Genomic DNA, 18,029 nt, shown 5'->3' with positions numbered 1-18,029 from the left:
TCCGTGCCTCAAGTGCGGTCGCCGGCCGGCGTCTCGATGTCCTTGGACATGAACTCCTCCAATTGCTGCACGAAGGTGGCCGGATCAATCGGTTTGGTCATGTAGCCGTCGAAGCCGTGGCAGAGAATCCGTTGGCCATCGCCGACCATCGCCGAGGAGGTGACCGCGATCAATGGAATTTCGCGGTGCTCGGGATGGCCCTTGAGCTGCTTTGCCACCTCGTAGCCGTCCATCTTGGGCATATGGATGTCGCAAACGATCAGGTCCGGACGGTCTTCGCCATGCGCCACCGTGTCGATGCCCGCTTCACCGTCCGGCGCGACCAGGGTCCGATGGCCGAAATACTTCAGCAGATAAACCATCAGTTCACGATTGTCTTTGTTGTCTTCGATCACCAGTACGCAGGCCATAAAGGTAGTCCCTTCGGTTGATTCAACACGCGGATACCGGCGCAGGCGCATCGGTAGTGTGCTCGGGTATCGCCAATGAAAAGGTGCTCCCACGCCCGTATTCGCTTTCAAAATTCAGGTTGGCGCCCAGCATGGCGGCAAGGCGCTTGGACAGGTAAAGGCCTAGGCCAGTGCCCTCGTGCGGGCGTGTGCTTTCCAGTTGCGAGAAGGCCTGGAACAGGGCGGCCTGTTCCTCGGGTTTGATGCCGCGTCCGGTATCGCTCACGGCGATTTCGCAGCAAGGCTTGCCGTCCTGGATCACGCGTTTGAGCTTCAATGCCACCGTGCCGCCGGGCTCGGTGAACTTGATCGCATTGTTGGTGAGGTTGATCACGATCTGGCTGAGCGAGCGGCGATCGGTATGCGCTAGCAGGCGCTCGCGCGGCAGGTGCTTTTCCAGCGCTATTTGTTTCTTTTCCGCCAGTGGGCGCAGCACCGAGGCCACTTCGTCGATCACTTCGTGGCAGGGCAGGGTCGCCATGTGCAATTGCACCTTGCCCGACTCGACCTTGGCCAGGTCGAGCAGATCGTTGATCAGCGACAACAGGTGCTTGGCGCTGCCGGAAATGGTGCGCAGCTGCTGCTCCTGTTCTTCGTTGATGGGGCCGGGCATGCGCATCAGCAGCGTGCCGGTATAACCGATGATGGCATTGAGCGGCGTGCGCAATTCGTGCGACATGCCGGCCAGGAAGCGGTCCTTGGCCTCCGAAGCGGCGCGCAGTTGCAGATTCGTTTCCTGCAGCATTTCCTCGAAATGGCGTCGCTCGCTGATATCGCGGATGGAGCTGGAGATCAGGATGCCTTCTTCGGTATCGATCGGAGCCAGGCTGAGTTCGATCGGAAACTCACCGCCGTCGCTGCGCCGGCCGTACAAATGGGGCGCGCCGAGCACACGTGGCCGTGGATATTGGGAGTAGGCCTGGCGTTTCGCTGGATGCCCTTGGCGAAAGCGCTCGGGTATGAGCATTTCCACTGGCTGACCCAGCATCGCGTCGCGCCGATAGCCGAACAAGGCCTCCGCTTGCGAGTTGACCAGTTCGATCAGGCCATCCCGGTTCACGATCACCATCGCATCGGGGGCCGATTCCAGCAGTCCGCGGAACTTGCGCTCGGCTTTCATGCGATCGCTGACGTCGCGTACCGCGGTCATGATCAGCTTGCCGTCATCGGTCTCCACGGAACTCAGGCTGACTTCGATCGGAAATTCTTGACCGTCCGGGCGCAAGCCGTGCAACTCGATATCGTGCACGGGAAGGCCATGGGCCCGACCGAAGAATTCGCCGGTCAGGTCGTGGTGCATGCGCCGGTAACGTTCGGGCAGCAAGTCGTCGATGCGCATACCGCTCAACTCTTCGCGCTCGTAGCCGAACTGAAAGGCCGCGTGGTGGTTGGCCAGGACGACCCTGCCGGCAACGGTCGCCAGGATGACGCCTTCCCTGATGGATTCGAGAAAATCGCCGTAGCGGGTCTGGACGTATTGCGTCAGCCGGCGTGCCTGCCATTCGGAAATGTCCCGTTCGCTACGCAGCAGGCCTTCGCCGAATTCGCCACGTACCGGCCGTTCCGAAACAAGCACGAAAACCAGGGAGCCGTCCTTGTGTTTGCGCAGTGTGCGATAAGTGACCGTGTCGCCCCGGGCTACCCGCGTTTTGAAGCCTTGTTCCGGGGCATCCACGCCTTCGGGGACGACGAGCTCGTGGAACCGATTTCCGAGCGCTTCTGCCGCGGCATGACCGAACAGGGCTTCGGCCGCGCGGTTCCAATGAAGAATGCGGCCGTCCTGGTCAGTCAACACGGATGCGTCGGGGTTTTCCAACGCCAGGATGTTGCTGATATCCGCACTCTTCATCGCCACCCCCTGACAGGCTTTGTGCGATTACACGAAGATCGTTGCGCGTGACGTGAGTGAGTAATGCAGCCCGATATTCAGTGCGACCAGCACGCTGCCGATCAGTTTTGGCATTGATACTCTCGTCTCGCGGACTTGCGCAAGCGCCATGCCGTGAAAAAGGCCAATTTCGTGAGAGTCGCGCCGATTATTTGTAAAACTATTGGAAATAAGCACGATGCTTGCTTGGGGTCGCCTAGAAACCATGTAGTTGATCTACGTGCGGGGTAGGGTCCTGGTCTACCCCAAGCGTTGCTGTGTCAACCGGATCGGCTACCGGTAGGCATATTTCCACCTCAGTGCCTTCGCCTACCTTCGAATGCAAGGCTATGCTGCCGTTGGATTGGCGCACGAAGCCGTGCACCAGCGACAACCCAAGGCCGGTCCCGTGCCCGAGTGGCTTGGTGGTGAAGAATGGCTCGAAAGCCCGACCCGCCATTTCGGCGGACATGCCGACGCCGCTGTCTTTCACCGTCAGCCTGACCCACTCGCCGGCCGCGCCATCTTCGCGTTGCACCCGTGAGGTGATGATGCGCAAGCTGCCACCGTTGGGCATCGCATCACGGCTGTTGAGCACCAGATTCAACAAGGCACTCTCCAGTTGGTTGAGATCGCAGCGCAGGGGCAGCGGTGTATGGGCCAAATCAAAATCGATCCGGATATGCGCGCCCACGGTGCGCAGCAGCATCTCACTCAAGGTGAGAACCCATTCATTCAGATCGACCTGGCTTGGCGCCAAGGGCTGGCGTCGCGCGAAAGCCATCAAATGCTGGGTGAGCTGGGCGGCCCGCTGCACCAGGTTCAAGGCCTCGGCCAGGCGTTTTTCCAGCTGGGAGGTGTCGTTGCGCGCCACTTGCATGCGCGCTATTTCCAGGCCGCCGGCGAGGGAGTGCAGAATACCGTTGAAATCACTGGCGATGCCGCCGGTGAGCTGACCGAGCGCATCGAGTTTTTGCGACTGGAACAGTTGCTGGCGGGTTTGCTCCAGAGCCTCTTCCATCGCTCGTTTCTCGCTGAGGTCCTGCACCGTGCAGGCAAGCCCATGCAAGCGCCCCGCCTGGTCCTTCAAGGCGCGCAACAGCACTTGTGCCTGGAACCTGCTGCCGTTTTTGCGGGTGATCCGATGCTCGCCTTCATACTTGCCGCTGGATAGCGTTTGCTCGATCAGCGCGTGCAGTTTCTGCTCATCGCGTTCGTCGGGCAGCAGCATTCGCACGACGGGTTTATCCATCGCCTCTTCGCTGGTGTATCCGCTCAGGAGTTCGGCGCCCGCGTTCCAGTGGCGCACGCGACCGTGTTTGTCCAGCATGCAGAGCGCGTAGCCGGGCGTGCTTTCGGCGAACAGCCGAAAACGTCGTTCGCTTTCCTCCAGATGGGCCATCAATTCCGACCGTTCGGTGACGTCGCGGGTGACTTTGGCAAATCCGATCAGCTGGCCAGCGTCGTCATGGATGGCATCCATGGCCACCTGGGCATGAAAACGCGTGCCATCCTTACGCACCCGACAAGCTTCGCCATTGAAGCGCCCCTCGGTCGCCGCGGTGTCGAGATTGTGCTGCGGAGTTCCCGCTGCCTGATCCTCTGGCGTATAGAACATCGAGAAATGTTTACCGATCACTTCCTCGGAGGTATAGCCCTTGATGCGCTGCGCACCGGCGTTCCAGCTCACGATTCGTCCGTCCGGATCGAGCAGATAGATCGCGTAGTCGACGACCGACTGCACCAGCAGTTCGTAACGGCTGCCGTTGGAAAGAGGGCCGCCATGCAGTGCAAGCTCGCTACGCAGATCGTTATTGACCGGTGTCGATGCCATGAACATACCTCTTGCGTGCTTGCGCCCTTATCTTCGGGCGCGTGCTGCGTCATCCAGTATGGTGTTCATGAAACGCTTGGTCGGACATCCTGCTCATCAGCTCGGTTGCACCCAAAACAAATCGGGCGGCGCCGGTGCCGATGTCATCTCCCCTGGACGTTCAGGCCCGCATTTACCGCAAGGGCCGGCGAAACGCTCGTAAAGCCGGGCATTTATGGAAAAGCGTCGATCGTCCCAGGCATGAGTATGGCTCCGCAGCGCTAGCGGCGATGTCTAGGAAACGCCAAAATTTTGTTGTTATTTCGTTTTACGCATCACCAGGCTGGGTGGACAGACCGGTGCGGACGGTTCGCTTCAGCAGCCAGGCCAGAATCGGCGGCGTGACCATGGCGGTAAGCAGTGACATGGCGACGATGATCGCGTACATCCGGTCGCTGAAGACCCCTGCGGCAAGCCCAAGGCTGGCGATGACCACGCCCACCTCACCGCGCGGCACCATGCCGAAGCCAACGATGGTCGCACCCATGCGGCCCAGCGATAGCGCCCCCAGAAAGCCACCCAGCAGCTTGGAAACGATGGCGATCAGCGTGACCACCAGCAGCGCGATCAAGGCGTCGGCATTGGCGAGCTGCTGCAGATCGATCTTGCTGCCGGTGAGCACGAAGAAGAATGGCGTAAGCAAGGCGAGTAGCGGTTGCATCTGCTGTTCCAGTGTGTGCTGCTGGCGTGTTTCCGAAGCGATCATCCCGGCCAGGAACGCACCGATGATCGCTGCAAGACCAAACAAGGTGGAAACGTAGGCCACGCCCAGGCATAGCGCCAGCACGATCAGCAGCGGCGAGTGGCTGCTATGCGGCTTTTCCAGCCAGGTGGAATTCCAGCGCATCACGCGCGTGCCGCCCCAGCCGATCACCGCGATGAAGCCGACCGCACTGCCCAGCACGACCAGCAGGTGCATCGGATCGAAGCCCTGGCCCCCTTGCAGCGACACCACTACGCCAAGCAGCAGCATGGCCAGGATGTCGTCGATCACCGCGGCGCCGAGGATCACCTTGCTTTCCACGCGTTGCAGCACACCCAGTTCTTGCAGTACGCGTGCCGTGATACCAGCTGAGGTGGCCACGAAGGCGGCGGCGAGAAACAGTGACTTGCCCCAGTCGAAACCCTGGGCATGCGCCCAGAAACCGCCCATGCCGAACGGCAGCAGCACGCCGAGCACGCCGACCAGGAAGGCGGCCTTGCCGACCTTTTTCAGATCCTCCAGCCGGGTTTCGAGGCCGACCGAGAACAGCAGCAGCACTACGCCGATTTCAGCCAGTACATCCAGCGGGGTGCCGGTGGCGATTTGTTCGGGTGTAATCCAGCCCAGCACCGATGGCCCGATCGCGCAGCCGGCGGCGATTTCGCCCACCACGCCCGGCAGCTTCAGCCGCTGCGCGATCTCCGCACCGACCTGCGCGGCGACGAACACGATGAACAGCGCGAACAGGATCTCATTGGCGTGATGCAAGGCAAGGCATCCTTGGAGCTGGAGCGGTACTTCATGCTAACGGCTCATGCGCTGGAAGGCATGCGTCCAGCTTGTAGGCGAAGTCTCGCGCGGAACGTAGGCTGGGATGACAATCCCAGCATTCCCAATGCTGGGATTGTCATCCCAGCCTACGTAACATTTTTGTCCAGGCGTGCGAAGACGCGGCTGGCGGCTGCGGTGATCACCGCGATCACGATTACCGTCCAGCGGAACGCCGCCACATAGGCGGCGCTGTCCTGGCCACGCAGCAGCGTCTGCATCAGGATGGTGGCCAGCGCAATGCCGAAGCTCATCGACAGATATTGGGTGGTGGAGGCCATCGACGAGGCCATCGAGGCGTGTTTGACGTCCAGGTCGGTGTAGATCAGCGTGTTCATCACGGTGTACTGCATACCCATGAAGCCGCCGTAGGCGAAGAGCAGCGGGATGATCAGCGCCATCGGCGTGTGTGGGCCAAGTAGGGCGAACATCGCCAGCAGGGCGGCCACGACCAGGGTATTGCCGAACAGCAGGCGTCGATAGCCCAGCCGGACCAGCGAGCGGTTCACCAGCCACTTGAAGCTGATCGCACCCAGTGCCTGCGGCACCATCATCAGTCCGGCCGCCATCGGCGACCAGCCGCAGCCCTCCTGCAGGAACAGCACGATCAGCAGGAACATGCCGCTTACGCCGAGCCGCGTCAGCAGGCTGCCCGAGAGCGAGACCCAGACGCTGCGCACGCGCAGCAGGCTCAGATCCGCCACTGGATGCGGCGTGCGCCGGCTATGCCAGACGTAGGCGATGCCGAATGCGACAGCGAGCACTACCAGCAGGCCCATCTGGCCCCAGCGAACGGTCGCTTCAGCGGCGAATTCGGAGGCGGTCAGCAGCAGCGCGGACGCGGCAGCAAATAGCAGGAAACCGAACAGATCGAAGCGGTTGGCGGTATCGAGCCGGTACTCCGGCATTTCGCGTTGATTGAGCCACAGGCCCACGATGCCCACCGGCACGTTGATCAAGAAGATCAGCCGCCAGTTGGCGTATTCCACCAGCGCACCGCCTAGCATCGGCCCCAGGACCGAGCCGAGCAGACCGAAGGTGGAGACCGTGCTCATGACCTTGACGAAGTCGCGCTTGTCGATGGCCCGCGCCAGGACGTAGCGGCCCACAGGCATCAGTGCGGCACCACCGATACCCTGCAGCACGCGCGCCATGACCAGCTGCTGTAACGTCTGCGAGACGCCGCAGAGCAGGGAACCCAGCGCGAACACGCTGATGGCTGTTCCGAAGACCCGACGTGTGCCGAAGCGGTCGCATAGCCAAGGCGTGGCGGGAATGAGAATCGCCAGGGTGAGCACATAGCTGGTCAGCGCGCTGCGCATGTTCAGCGGTGTCTGGTGCAATGCCGTGGCGATGGCGGGCACCGCCGTGTTGACGATGGTGGAGTCCAGCGCCTGCATGAAGAACGAAGCGGCTACCAGCCAGATCAGGCCGTCATAGCGGTCGCGCGAGTAGGGCTCCGCAACTGCGTCCGCCGTGGTTGCGGGGGCTGTGGAAGCTGCGGACGGGGAGGGCATGGGCGTTATGATACTTGCTATGGCAGCTATTTGTCGTAGGTTGGGGTGCAAACCCCGACGTTGCCCCATGTGCGGATCGCGATGTTGAGGTTCGCGCCCCAACCTACGGGTGAGGGAATGACTACGCCGAATCGTTACACTTCGCCTATGAGCAAACCGTCAGCTTCCCCCTTGCCCGCCGAACGTGTCGAGGATCTGCGCAAGCGGATCGAACATGCCAACTATTGCTATTTCGTGCTCGACGATCCGGAAATCACGGATGCCGAATATGACCGCCTCATGCGCGAGCTGGAGGCGCTGGAGGCCGAGCACCCGCAGCTGGCGACTGCCGATTCGCCTACCCGGCGTGTTGGCGCGCGTGCCCACGGCGGCTTTGCCGAAGTACGGCATGCCCTGTCGATGCTGTCATTGAGCAACGCCTTCGAGCAGGAGGGCGACAACGACCGCGAGCGTTACCGGGAAGTGTCGGAGTTCGAGCGCCGCATCGAGCAGACGCTGGGCCGCAGCAAGGCGGTGTTTTCGGTGGAGCCGAAACTGGACGGCCTGGCGATCAGCCTGCGCTATGAAAACGGCGTGTTCGTGCAAGGCGCCACGCGCGGTGATGGCGAAACCGGAGAGGATGTGACTGCCAACCTGCGCACCGTGCGCGCCATTCCGCTGCGCCTGCGCGGCGAGGACTGGCCGCGCGTGCTGGAAGTACGCGGCGAGGTGATCATGTTGCGCAAGGACTTCGAAGCCTTCAACGCCCATGCGCGCGAGCATGGCGAGCGCCCATTGGCCAATCCGCGCAATGGCGCCGCCGGTTCGCTGCGGCAGCTGGACCCGGCCATCACCGCCAGGCGCAAGCTGAGCTTCTTCGCCTATGGCCTGGGGTTGGCAGAAGGTATGGAGTTACCGCCCAGCCATTCGAAGACGCTGCAGAAATTGCGTGAGTGGGGCTTCCCCGTGTCGCCCGAAGTGAAGACGGCCACGGGTTTCGATGGCTTGATCGCTTATTTCAAAAGCGTCGGCGCCAAGCGCGACCAGTTGCCTTACGACATCGACGGCGTGGTGTACAAGCTGGACGACTACCTCGGCCAGCGCGAGATGGGTTTCGTGGCGCGCGCGCCGCGCTGGGCGATCGCGCATAAATTCCCCGCGCAAGAGCAGAGCACCACGGTCGAAGCGATCGAGATCCAGATCGGCCGCACCGGCGCCGCCACCCCGGTGGCGCGGCTGTCGCCGGTGCAGGTGGCCGGCGTAACTGTCACCAACGCCACCTTGCATAACGCCGACCAGGTGGCGAGGCTCGACGTGCGAGTTGGCGATACGGTGATCGTGCGCCGTGCCGGCGATGTGATTCCCGAAGTGGTGCGCGTGATACCCGATCGCCGCCCGCCCAAAACGCATCCCTGGCACATGCCGACGCATTGTCCGGTGTGCGGCTCGGCCTTGGTACGCGAGGAAGGGGAGGCGGCTTGGCGCTGCTCGGGCGGACTGGTCTGCGCCGCGCAACGCAAGGAAGCCCTGATTCACTTCGCCTCGCGCCGGGCCATGGATATCGAAGGCATAGGCGAGCGTTTCGTCGACGCCTTGGTGGATTTTGGCTACGTGCACACCCCGGCCGATCTCTACCCGCTTACGCTTGAGGATTTTCTTGAGATGAAGCGTCGTGCGGACGAGCGCGACGGCACCACGCCGGAAACCGTGAAGGCCGGTAAGATCGCCACCAAGTGGGCCGAGAACCTGATCGAAGCGATCGAAGCCAGCAAGCGCACCACCTTGGCGCGCTTTCTGTATGCGCTTGGCATCGTGCACATCGGCGAAAGCACCGCCAAGACGCTGGCAGGCTGGCTGGGACGGCTGGAATGGGTGCGCAGCATGCCGGCGGCGATCCTGCGCGAGCTGCCCGATATCGGCGCCGAAGTGGCCGGTTCCATCGAAGCGTTTTTCAAGCAGAAGGGCAATCGCGAAGTCGTCGATGCCCTGCTGAAAGCCGGCGTGACGCTGGGCGACGAAGCCGATCCATCGCCGCGCCTGCAGCAAAAGCTCAGCCTGGCGGTGTTGCTGGAAGATGCCGGCGTCAACGGCATCGGTCATCGCAATGCCGAATTGCTGGCGTCGCATTTCCCGTCGATCGCGAAACTGCATGGCGGCGGCTCGTCCCATTGGATCACCGCGGGCCTGTCGCAAAACGCAGCTGCCAGCCTGGACGAGTACCTTTCCAATCCTCAGCAGCTTGCCGCCTTGCAGGAGGCGGAAGCGGCCATGCACAGTCTCTTGGCCGCCATCCCCAAGCACGCCAGCGTCGAAAGCCTGCCGTTGAGCGGCCAAACCGCCGTGCTCACCGGCACGCTATCGGGCATGGGTCGTGACGAAGCCAAGGAGAAACTGGAAGCGCTGGGCGCGAAGGTGGCCGGCAGCGTGTCGAAGAAAACCCACTTCGTGGTGGCCGGCGAAGCGGCCGGCTCCAAGCTCGACAAGGCGCAGGAGCTGGGCGTGGAAGTGTGGGATGAGGCGCGGTTGCTCGCGCTGTTCAAGCAGCACGGGGTTTGAGGATGGACGCGAACATCACCACCAACGTCACCCCTTTCCGCCAGCGCCTGCAAGGCCGCGCGAAACTCTACGCCATGATCCGCGCCTTCTTTGCCGATCGTGGCGTACTGGAAGTGGAAACGCCGATCCTGTCGGCAGCCGGCAACACCGACCCGAATATCGAAAGCTTCAGTGCGCCGTTCCACGGCCATGTCGATGCAGGCGCGCGCGACCGCTGGCTGCGCACCTCGCCCGAATATCCCTTGAAGCGGCTGCTGGCCGATGGCGTCGGCGATTGCTACGAGCTAGGCCGCGTGTTCCGCAATGGCGAGGCAGGGGAGCGGCACAATCCCGAGTTCACCATGCTGGAGTGGTACCGCGTCGGCTGGACCCATCGGCAACTGATGGAGGAAGCCATCGCCCTGGTCGAGGCGTCGCTGGCCTTGGTGGGGCGTCGCGTCGAGGTGTTGATCGAGGGCTACCGGCAGCTGTTTCTCGACGAGCTGGGATTGGATCCGTTGAATGCCGACATCGAGGAACTGCGTGCACCGCTCGCCCAGTACAACATCCATCCCGAAGGCCTGACTCGCGACGATTGGCTCGACCTGCTCATTACTCACAAACTGCAGCCGGCGTTTCCGCGTGATCGCATCACTGTGATCCACGACTATCCGGCCAGCCAGAGCGCTCTGGCGCGCATTCGTCCCGGCGATCCGCCGCTGGCCGAGCGCTTCGAGCTTTACCTGGGGCCGCATGAACTGGCCAACGGCTACCACGAACTCAACGATGCCGCCGAGCAGCGTACCCGCTTCGAACGCGACAATGCCCGCCGCCGCGAACGTGGCTTGCGCGAGATGCCGATCGACGAGCAGTTGCTGGCGGTATTGGAACGCATGCCCGATTGCGCCGGCGTAGCGATGGGCATCGAGCGTTTGCTGATGTGCCTGGCAGGAACGGACAAGATTGCCGATGTGTTGGCGTTTCCGTTTTCGAAGGCGTAATTGGCATTGGTAGGCTGGGATGCCAATCCCAGCTCTTCTCCATTCTGCCGATGCTGGGATTGGCATCCCAGCCTACCAACGCAACAAAATTTTCCCGATATGCACGCTGCTTTCCATCAACGCATGCGCATGAGCGGCTTCATCAGCGGGAAAGATTTCATGGATGACCGGGCGCAGCTGCCGGTTCGCAAACAGCGGCCACACATGTTCATGCAGCTTTTCTGCGATCGCCGCCTTGAAGGTGACTGGCCGAGTACGCAAGGTCGAACCGGTGATGGTTAGGCGCCTGCGCATCAATAGGCCTGCATCCAGTGTGGCTTGGATGCCGCCAAGCGTGGCGATCACCACCAGCCGGCCATCATCGGCCAGGGCATCCAGTTCGCGCGGTAGGTAGTCGCCAGCGACCATGTCGAGGATCACGTCTACGCCGCGACCGTCTGTCAAGGCTTTCACGCGCTCGACGAAATCTTCGCTCCGGTAGTTGATGGCGCGCGCGCCCAGCGCTTCGCACGCTCGGCATTTTTCATCGTTGCCGGCGGTGGCAAAGACCGGATGATCCAAAGCGTGCGCAAGCTGGATCGCCGTCACGCCGATGCCGCTGGAGCCGCCTTGCACCAGCAGGCTTTCCCTTGAACCGTCCTCGCGTCGACCCAGGCGGCCGCGCTCGAACACGTTGCTCCACACCGTGAAGTAGTTTTCCGGCAACGAGGCGGCTTCCACCACGCTGATGCCTTGCGGCACCGGCAGGCATTGGCCCAGCGGCGCGACGGCGTATTGTGCATAGCCGCCGCCGGCCAGCAAGGCGCACACGGCATCGCGGGGCTTGAGCCCGAACGGATTGCTGCCGCTGAAATCGCCATCCATCAGTTCGCCGGCCGCTTCCAGCCCGGGCAGGTCGGAAGCGCCGCGCGGCGGCGGATAGTGGCCTTGCCGCTGGAAAACGTCCGGGCGATTGACGCCCGCCGCCGCCACCTTGATCAGCACTTCGCCGGCATCGGGCCGTGGCATCGGGCGCTCAACGAGCCGCAGCACCTCCGGGCCGCCGAAATGCGGGATCTCGATGGCTTGCATGGATGGCATCGGCGATTTCCTGACGATCGGGATTACGGACTCGTGTCGACCAACACCAGTTCGGTGTCTTCCAGCGCTTTCACTTCGAGCGTGGTTTCATTACGAATGGCCGCACCATCGCGCTCATCAAGGCGCACGCCGTTGATTTCTACCGCTCCCTTGGCCGGCACAAGATAGGCGTAGCGTTGTTTGTCCAACGTGTAGCGAGCGGTTTCGCCGGCCTTGAGCGTGGCACCGAGTACGCGGGAGTTGGTGCGCAAAGGCAGCACGTCCGTATCGCCCTGCATGCCACTGGCCAGCGCCACAAAGCGTCCGGAACGCTCGCCTGCCGGGAAGGGCTTGCTGCCCCAGGACGGCGCGCCACCGCTCTCATCCGGAATGATCCAGATCTGGAAGATGCGCGTGGTATCCGGCTCCAGGTTGTATTCGCTGTGCCGAATGCCGCTGCCGGCGCTCATCACCTGCACGTCGCCCGCCACTGTGCGGCCTTCGTTGCCCAGGTTGTCGCGGTGGGTGATGGCGCCTTCGCGCACGTAGGTGATGATTTCCATGTCCGCATGCGGATGCGGCGGAAAGCCGGTTTGCGCGGCGATGGCGTCATCGTTCCACACGCGCAGCGCACCCCAGCCCATGCGCTTGGCGTCGTTGTAGCTGGCAAACGAAAAGTGATGCTTGGCCTTGAGCCAGCCGTGATCGGCACCGCCAAGGCTGTTGAAGGGACGCCGTTCAATCATGGGACACCTCGCTGATTGGGATGCCGCGCAAGATAAGTCCGTCCAGCGCATTGCAAAACGCTCGCCAGGGAAACAGTGTGTCGCTACCGCTGACGATGCCCGCTCATTTCGTGTCCAGCATCGGGTGCGAAAGCGCGATGCCAGTGGGTGGAGCTGAGCGAAATCACGGTAACAACCAGGAACGCCACCGAGAAATTCAGGCGGCTGGGCTCGCTGTTGTGGCTCGCGCTCATGGCCAGCTTGAGTATCAGCGCGCCGCAGCACACGCCTACTGACAGCATCAACTGCTGCAAGGTGGAATAGAAGCTGTTGGCCGCGCTCATGCGCTCGGTCGGCACCGCTTCGTACGCGATGGTGTTGTAGGCGGTGAACTGCACCGACATGATGACGCCGCAGCACGCCAGCAGGCCGAACATTAGCCAGAACGGCCAATCCGCCCGGAAGAACGCGCACACGGCATAGCTTAATCCGGCCAGCACGCCGTTGTAGACCATCACACGGCGAAAACCGATCCAGCGCAGCAGGCGCGTGGTCAGCGCGCGCGCCAGCAGCGCGCCCAGGGAAATGGCCAGGATCAGCTGGCCGCTGCGCAGGGCGGAAAAGCCCAGGCCGATCTGCAGCAGAAGTGGCAGCAGGAATGGCTGGGCGCCCTGGGTGATGCGCATCAGCGCGCCGGAAATCACCGACAGCCGGAACGAATCGATGCGCAACAAGGTGAGATCCACGGCCGGGTGCTCGCGGCGCCGGGCATGCCGCACATACGCCAGGCAGGCGGCAGCACCGATCGCCACCAGTATCACGCCATTGCGCGGGCTGGTGTTTTCGCCAAACAGTTCCAGCCCGAACAGCAGGCAGCCCAGCCCGACGCTGCAGAGCGCGAAACCCAGCCAGTCGAACGGCGCAGGCCGCACCGTGCAGGTCACTACCGGGATGTAGCGCCGCACCAGCCAATACCCCAGCACGCCGATCGGCACATTGATATAGAAGATCCAGCGCCAATCGAAGTATTCGACGATGAAGCCGCCCAGCGGCGGTCCGGCCATGGTGCCGAGCACGGCCGGGATCAGCGTCCACATCATCGACGAGACCAGGTGTTTGCGGTCCACCGTGCGCAGGATCACCAGGCGCCCCACCGGGGCCATCATCGCGCCGCCCGTGCCTTGCACCAGCCGCGCCGCCACCATCATCGGCAGGCTGTGGGTAAGCGAGCACAGCACCGAGCCGATGATGAACACCACGATGGAGCTGTTGAACACGCGCTTGGTGCCGAAGCGGTCGGCAATCGCGCCACTGACCGGTATCAGGATCGCCAGCGCTAGCAGATAGCTGGTGACGGCCACACTCATCGCCGGCGCGGAAACGGCAAAGTCGCGCGCCATGGTGGGCAGGGCAGTGGCCAGCACGGTGCCGTCCACCTGCTCAAGGAAGATCGCGCAGCCGACGATCAGGGAAATGACGCGGTAATCGGGGTGCACCGGCTGGGCGGTGGCCGGGAGGTCCAGCTTTTCCTCACTCAACGCGCTCACTTTCGGTTCCTGCAGCGGGCGCAGTGGGCCTATGCCAAGCGGCAAGGAGGTCGGAAGCACCCGGGACGTGGGCGCATCGGGGTGTGCGCCGCAACGTAGCGCATTATTCGCTGGGTGGACGGGGAGGACAAGCGTTCTACCGAGAAGCGCGCGTAGGCTGGGATGACAATCCCAGCTTCCTCGCGGGTGGCCAGGTGCTGGGATTGTCATCCCAGCCTACGCGGCTCCTGCAGGCAGGGGGTGGAAAGCGTGCTTAGAGCGCCTCGAACACGCCCGCGGCACCCATGCCGGTGCCGATGCACATGGTGACCATGCCGTACTTCTGCTTGCGACGGCGCAAGCCGTGCACCAGCGTGGCGGTACGGACGGCGCCGGTGGCGCCCAGCGGGTGACCCAGCGCAATGGCGCCGCCGAGCGGGTTCACCTTGGCCGGGTCCAGGCCGAGGTCGCCGATCACAGCCAGGGCCTGGGCAGCAAAGGCTTCGTTCAGTTCGATCCAGTCGAGCTGGTCCTGCTGGATGCCGGTCAGCTTGAGCGCCTTGGGAATGGCTTCCTTCGGGCCGATGCCCATGATGTCCGGGCGCACGCCGGCCACCGAGTAGCCCACGAAGCGGGCGAGGGGAGTCAGGCCGTAGTCCTTGATCGCCTGTTCGCTGGCCAGCATTACGGCAGCCGCGCCGTCGGAGGTTTGCGAGGAGTTGCCGGCCGTGACCGAGCCGCCGAACTGGCCGTTGCGGAACACCGTTTTCAGCTTGCCCAGCACGTCCGGCGTGCTGCCGGCACGGGGGCCTTCATCAGTGTCGATCAGGCGGCTATCGGTCTTGATGCCGCGCGTGGCGAGGTCGGGGTAGTGGTCGTCGAGCTGGAACGGGGTGATTTCATCCTTGAACTCGCCGGCCTTGATCGCGGCCAGGGCGCGGTCGTGGCTTTGCGCGGCGAAGGCGTCCTGCGCTTCGCGCGAGACCTTCCACTGCTTGGCGACGTTCTCGGCGGTAATGCCCATGCCGTAGGCAATGCCCATGTGCTCGTTGTCGAAGATGGACGGATTCATCGCCACCTTGTGGCCCATCATCGGCACCATGCTCATGCTCTCGGTGCCGCCAGCGATCATCAGGTCCGCCTCGCCGAGGCGGATGCGATCGGCTGCCATCGCCACCGCCTGCAGGCCGGACGAGCAGAAGCGGTTGACGGTAACGCCCGGCACGGTGTCCGGCAGGCCGGCCAGCAGCAGGCCGATGCGCGCCACGTTCATGCCTTGCTCGGCTTCCGGCATGGCGCAGCCGATGATCACGTCGCCGATGCGATGCGGATCGATGCCCGGTGCCTGCGCCATGACGGCACGGATCACGTGGGCCAGCATGTCGTCGGGGCGGGTGTTGCGGAATACGCCGCGCGGCGCCTTGCCGACCGGCGTGCGGGTGGCGGCGACGATATAGGCGTCTTGCACTTGCTTGCTCATGGTGTCTGCTCCAGGGCGTCGCGCGAATCGCGGCGACGCCGGTTGGTATGGGTTCGATCGGTAAACGTGACTGCGAGCGTCAGTTGCGCAGCGGTTTGCCGGTAGTCATGGTGTGGGCGATGCGCGCCTGGGTCTTTTCGGTTTGCGCCAGCTCCACGAAGTGCTTGCGCTCCAGCGCCAGCAACCATTCCTCATCCACCAGCGAGCCACGCTCGATGGCGCCGCCGCACAGCGTGTCCGCAATGCGCGTGGCGATCGCTACATCGTGTTCGGAAGCGAAGTAGCCGGCCTGCAGATTGGCTAGCGAGGCTCTGAACGTGGCGGTGCCGACGTCGCCAGCCACCGGAACGTTGCGCGCGTACAGCGGCGCGCGCCAACCGCTTTCGGCGAGCGAGCTGGCCACCTGCTTGGCGACGTACAGCAACTCATAAGCGTTGAACACCACCACGTCGCTGTCGCGGAGCAGGCCGAGCTGCTTGGCTTCCAGCGCGCTGCCGGAGACCTTCGCCATCGCCACCGTCTCGAACACCTTCTTCAGCGATTCGAATGGATCATTGGGGTTGCTCTGCGCAGCGCGAATGGCCAGCTCATGCAGGCCGCCACCGGCAGGCAGCAGGCCGACGCCGGCTTCGACCAGGCCGACATAGCTTTCCAGTGCCGCCACCGTGCGCGCCGAGTGCATCTGGAATTCGCAGCCGCCGCCCAGGCACAGGCCGCGTACCGCGGCGACCACCGGTACCAGTGCGTGCTTGATGCGCATGCTGGTGCGCTGGAAGTTCGCGACCATCGCCTCGAATTCCTTGACCTTGCCGGCTTGCAGCAGGCCCAGCGCGCCCTTCAGGTCCGCGCCGGCGGAGAACGGCTCGGCGGCCTGCCAGATCACCACGGCCTTGAGCTTTTCTTCCGCAATGCCGATCGCCTGCTGGATGCCGTCGAGCACCTGGTCGTTGACCGTGTTCATCTTGGTCTTGAACGAGATGATGCCGACGTTGTCCTCGCCCAGGGTCCACAGGCGGATGCCGTCGTTCTCCCACAGGGTCAGTCCCTGGTCGAATTTCTCGCCGATGATCGCGTCGGGGAACAACTGGCGCCGGTAGACCGGATGCTGCGAACGTGGCTTGTCGGCCTGGGCGGCAGCCGAGTACGAGCCAGCTTTGCTGTGGACGCCATGGCGGCCATCGCTCACCCACTTCGGCAGTGGCGCCTTGCTCATCGCCTTGCCGGCGTCGATGTCCTCCTGGATCCACTGGGCGACCTGCTGCCAGCCGGCCGCCTGCCAGGTTTCGAACGGACCAAGCTTCCAGCCGTAACCCCAGCGGATGGCGAAATCGACGTCGCGCGCGGTATCGGCGATATCGGCCAGGTGATAGGCGGTGTAGTGGAACAGGTCGCGGAAGGTGGCCCACAGGAACTGTGCCTGCGGGTCGCCGGAGGCGCGCAGCTTGCCGAACTTCTCCGCCGGGTCCTTGATCGCGAGGATGGCCGATACTTCTTCAGAGGCGTTCTGCTCGGACGGCACATAGTCGCGCTTGGCAACATCCAATACCACGATGTCCTTGCCGGCCTTGCGATAGACGCCGGCGCCGGTCTTCTGGCCCAGCGCGCCTTTTTCGATCAGACCGCTCAGCCACATGGGTGCCTTGAAATAGGCATGCCACGGATCGTCGGCCAGCGTGTCGGCCATGGTCTTGATCACGTGCGCCATGGTGTCCAGACCCACCACGTCGGCGGTGCGGTAGGTGGCGCTCTTGGGGCGGCCGATGGCCGGGCCGGTCAGCGCGTCGACCGTATCGAAGCCGAGCTTGAACTGCTCGGTGTGGTGCATGGTGGCCAACATCGAAAACACACCGATGCGGTTGCCGATGAAGTTCGGCGTGTCCTTCGCATAGACCACGCCCTTGCCGACCGTGGTGGTCAGGAAGGCTTCCAGCCCTGCGAGCACGCTGGCATCGGTGTGCCGGGTCGGGATCAGTTCGACCAGGTGCATGTAGCGCGGCGGGTTGAAAAAATGCACGCCGGTAAAGCGGTGGCGCATTTCTTCGGGCAGCGCCTCGGCCAGGCCATTGATCGACAGGCCGGAGGTGTTGCTGGCCAGCACGGCGTTGGGCGAAACGTGCGGGGCGATCTTCTTGTACAGGTCCAGCTTCCAGTCCATCCGCTCGGCGATCGCCTCGATCACCAGGTCCACATCCTTCAGCTGGTCGAGGTCTTCCTCATAGTTGGCCGGGATGATGGCGGCCGCGCGGTTGGCTTCGGCCAGCGGGGCGGGCGAGAGCTTCTTCAGGTTTTCGATCGCCTTGATCGCGATGCCGCTCTTGGGACCGTCTTTGGCCGGCAGGTCGAACAGCACGGTTTCGACGTCGGCGTTGGTCAGATGCGCGGCGATCTGCGCGCCCATGACGCCGGCGCCGAGCACCGCGGCCTTGCGGATGCGTAGCGCGGATTTGGTTAAAGATGGAGCGGTCATTGGCTTCTCCGTGGTACGAA

General features: G+C 63.3%; 12 protein-coding genes. 2 read left to right on the top strand and 10 right to left on the bottom strand.

Annotation, left to right across the window (positions count from 1 at the left end):
• Nucleotides 1-8 precede the first annotated feature (8 nt).
• From QQJ96_RS17965 to QQJ96_RS17945, 5 genes are all read right to left on the bottom strand, one after another.
• Nucleotides 9-461, bottom strand: coding sequence for a response regulator (locus QQJ96_RS17965; protein ID WP_284333400.1), 453 nt, complete (start codon nt 459-461; stop codon nt 9-11).
• Nucleotides 433-2,298, bottom strand: coding sequence for a PAS domain S-box protein (locus QQJ96_RS17960; protein WP_284333399.1), 1,866 nt, complete (start codon nt 2,296-2,298; stop codon nt 433-435). Before QQJ96_RS17960 ends, QQJ96_RS17965 begins: the two co-directional genes overlap by 29 nt.
• A 235-nt stretch (nt 2,299-2,533) precedes the next feature.
• On the bottom strand, nt 2,534-4,150 hold the full coding sequence (locus tag QQJ96_RS17955) for a hybrid sensor histidine kinase/response regulator (protein WP_284333398.1): 1,617 nt from the start codon (nt 4,148-4,150) through the stop codon (nt 2,534-2,536).
• 307 nt (nt 4,151-4,457) lie between these two features.
• A complete protein-coding gene (locus tag QQJ96_RS17950; RefSeq protein ID WP_284333397.1) occupies nt 4,458-5,660 on the bottom strand; it encodes a cation:proton antiporter in 1,203 nt (400 codons plus the stop codon).
• Nucleotides 5,661-5,809: 149 nt separating this feature from the next.
• Nucleotides 5,810-7,237: an MFS transporter gene (locus tag QQJ96_RS17945; RefSeq protein WP_284333396.1), complete on the bottom strand. Its 1,428-nt coding sequence runs from the start codon at nt 7,235-7,237 to the stop codon at nt 5,810-5,812.
• A gap of 147 nt (nt 7,238-7,384) precedes the next feature.
• On the opposite strand from QQJ96_RS17945, the gene ligA reads away from it, so the two are divergent.
• Both ligA and epmA read left to right on the top strand, forming a co-directional pair.
• Nucleotides 7,385-9,772 carry an NAD-dependent DNA ligase LigA gene (gene ligA, locus QQJ96_RS17940; RefSeq protein ID WP_284333395.1) on the top strand — a complete coding sequence of 796 codons (2,388 nt, stop codon included), beginning with the start codon at nt 7,385-7,387 and terminating at the stop codon, nt 9,770-9,772.
• A gap of 2 nt (nt 9,773-9,774) precedes the next feature.
• Nucleotides 9,775-10,752, top strand: a complete 978-nt coding sequence (gene epmA, locus QQJ96_RS17935) for an EF-P lysine aminoacylase EpmA (RefSeq protein WP_284333394.1) — start codon at nt 9,775-9,777, stop codon at nt 10,750-10,752.
• 72 nt (nt 10,753-10,824) lie between these two features.
• Here epmA and QQJ96_RS17930 read toward each other — a convergent pair whose 3' ends face one another.
• From QQJ96_RS17930 to QQJ96_RS17910, 5 genes are all read right to left on the bottom strand, one after another.
• Nucleotides 10,825-11,832: an NAD(P)H-quinone oxidoreductase gene (locus tag QQJ96_RS17930; RefSeq protein ID WP_284333393.1), complete on the bottom strand. Its 1,008-nt coding sequence runs from the start codon at nt 11,830-11,832 to the stop codon at nt 10,825-10,827.
• A 23-nt stretch (nt 11,833-11,855) separates the two neighbouring features.
• Nucleotides 11,856-12,557, bottom strand: coding sequence for a pirin family protein (locus QQJ96_RS17925; protein ID WP_284333392.1), 702 nt, complete (start codon nt 12,555-12,557; stop codon nt 11,856-11,858).
• Nucleotides 12,558-12,640: 83 nt separating this feature from the next.
• The gene (locus QQJ96_RS17920) at nt 12,641-14,083 is read right to left on the bottom strand and encodes a DHA2 family efflux MFS transporter permease subunit (protein WP_404649058.1); all 1,443 of its coding nucleotides are present in this window, start codon (nt 14,081-14,083) and stop codon (nt 12,641-12,643) included.
• Between the two features lie 253 nt (nt 14,084-14,336).
• Nucleotides 14,337-15,542 (bottom strand): acetyl-CoA C-acyltransferase, encoded by a 1,206-nt coding sequence (locus tag QQJ96_RS17915; RefSeq protein ID WP_284333391.1) that lies wholly within the window; start codon nt 15,540-15,542, stop codon nt 14,337-14,339.
• 79 nt (nt 15,543-15,621) lie between these two features.
• A complete protein-coding gene (locus tag QQJ96_RS17910) occupies nt 15,622-18,009 on the bottom strand; it encodes a 3-hydroxyacyl-CoA dehydrogenase/enoyl-CoA hydratase family protein (RefSeq protein ID WP_284333390.1) in 2,388 nt (795 codons plus the stop codon).
• Between the last annotated feature and the right edge of the window lie 20 nt (nt 18,010-18,029).

Source organism: Dyella flagellata, assembly GCF_030160275.1.
GTDB lineage: Bacteria > Pseudomonadota > Gammaproteobacteria > Xanthomonadales > Rhodanobacteraceae > Dyella_B > Dyella_B flagellata.
The sequence above is the reverse complement of the archived record's forward strand: the minus strand, read 5'-3'. Positions and strand labels throughout refer to the sequence as shown.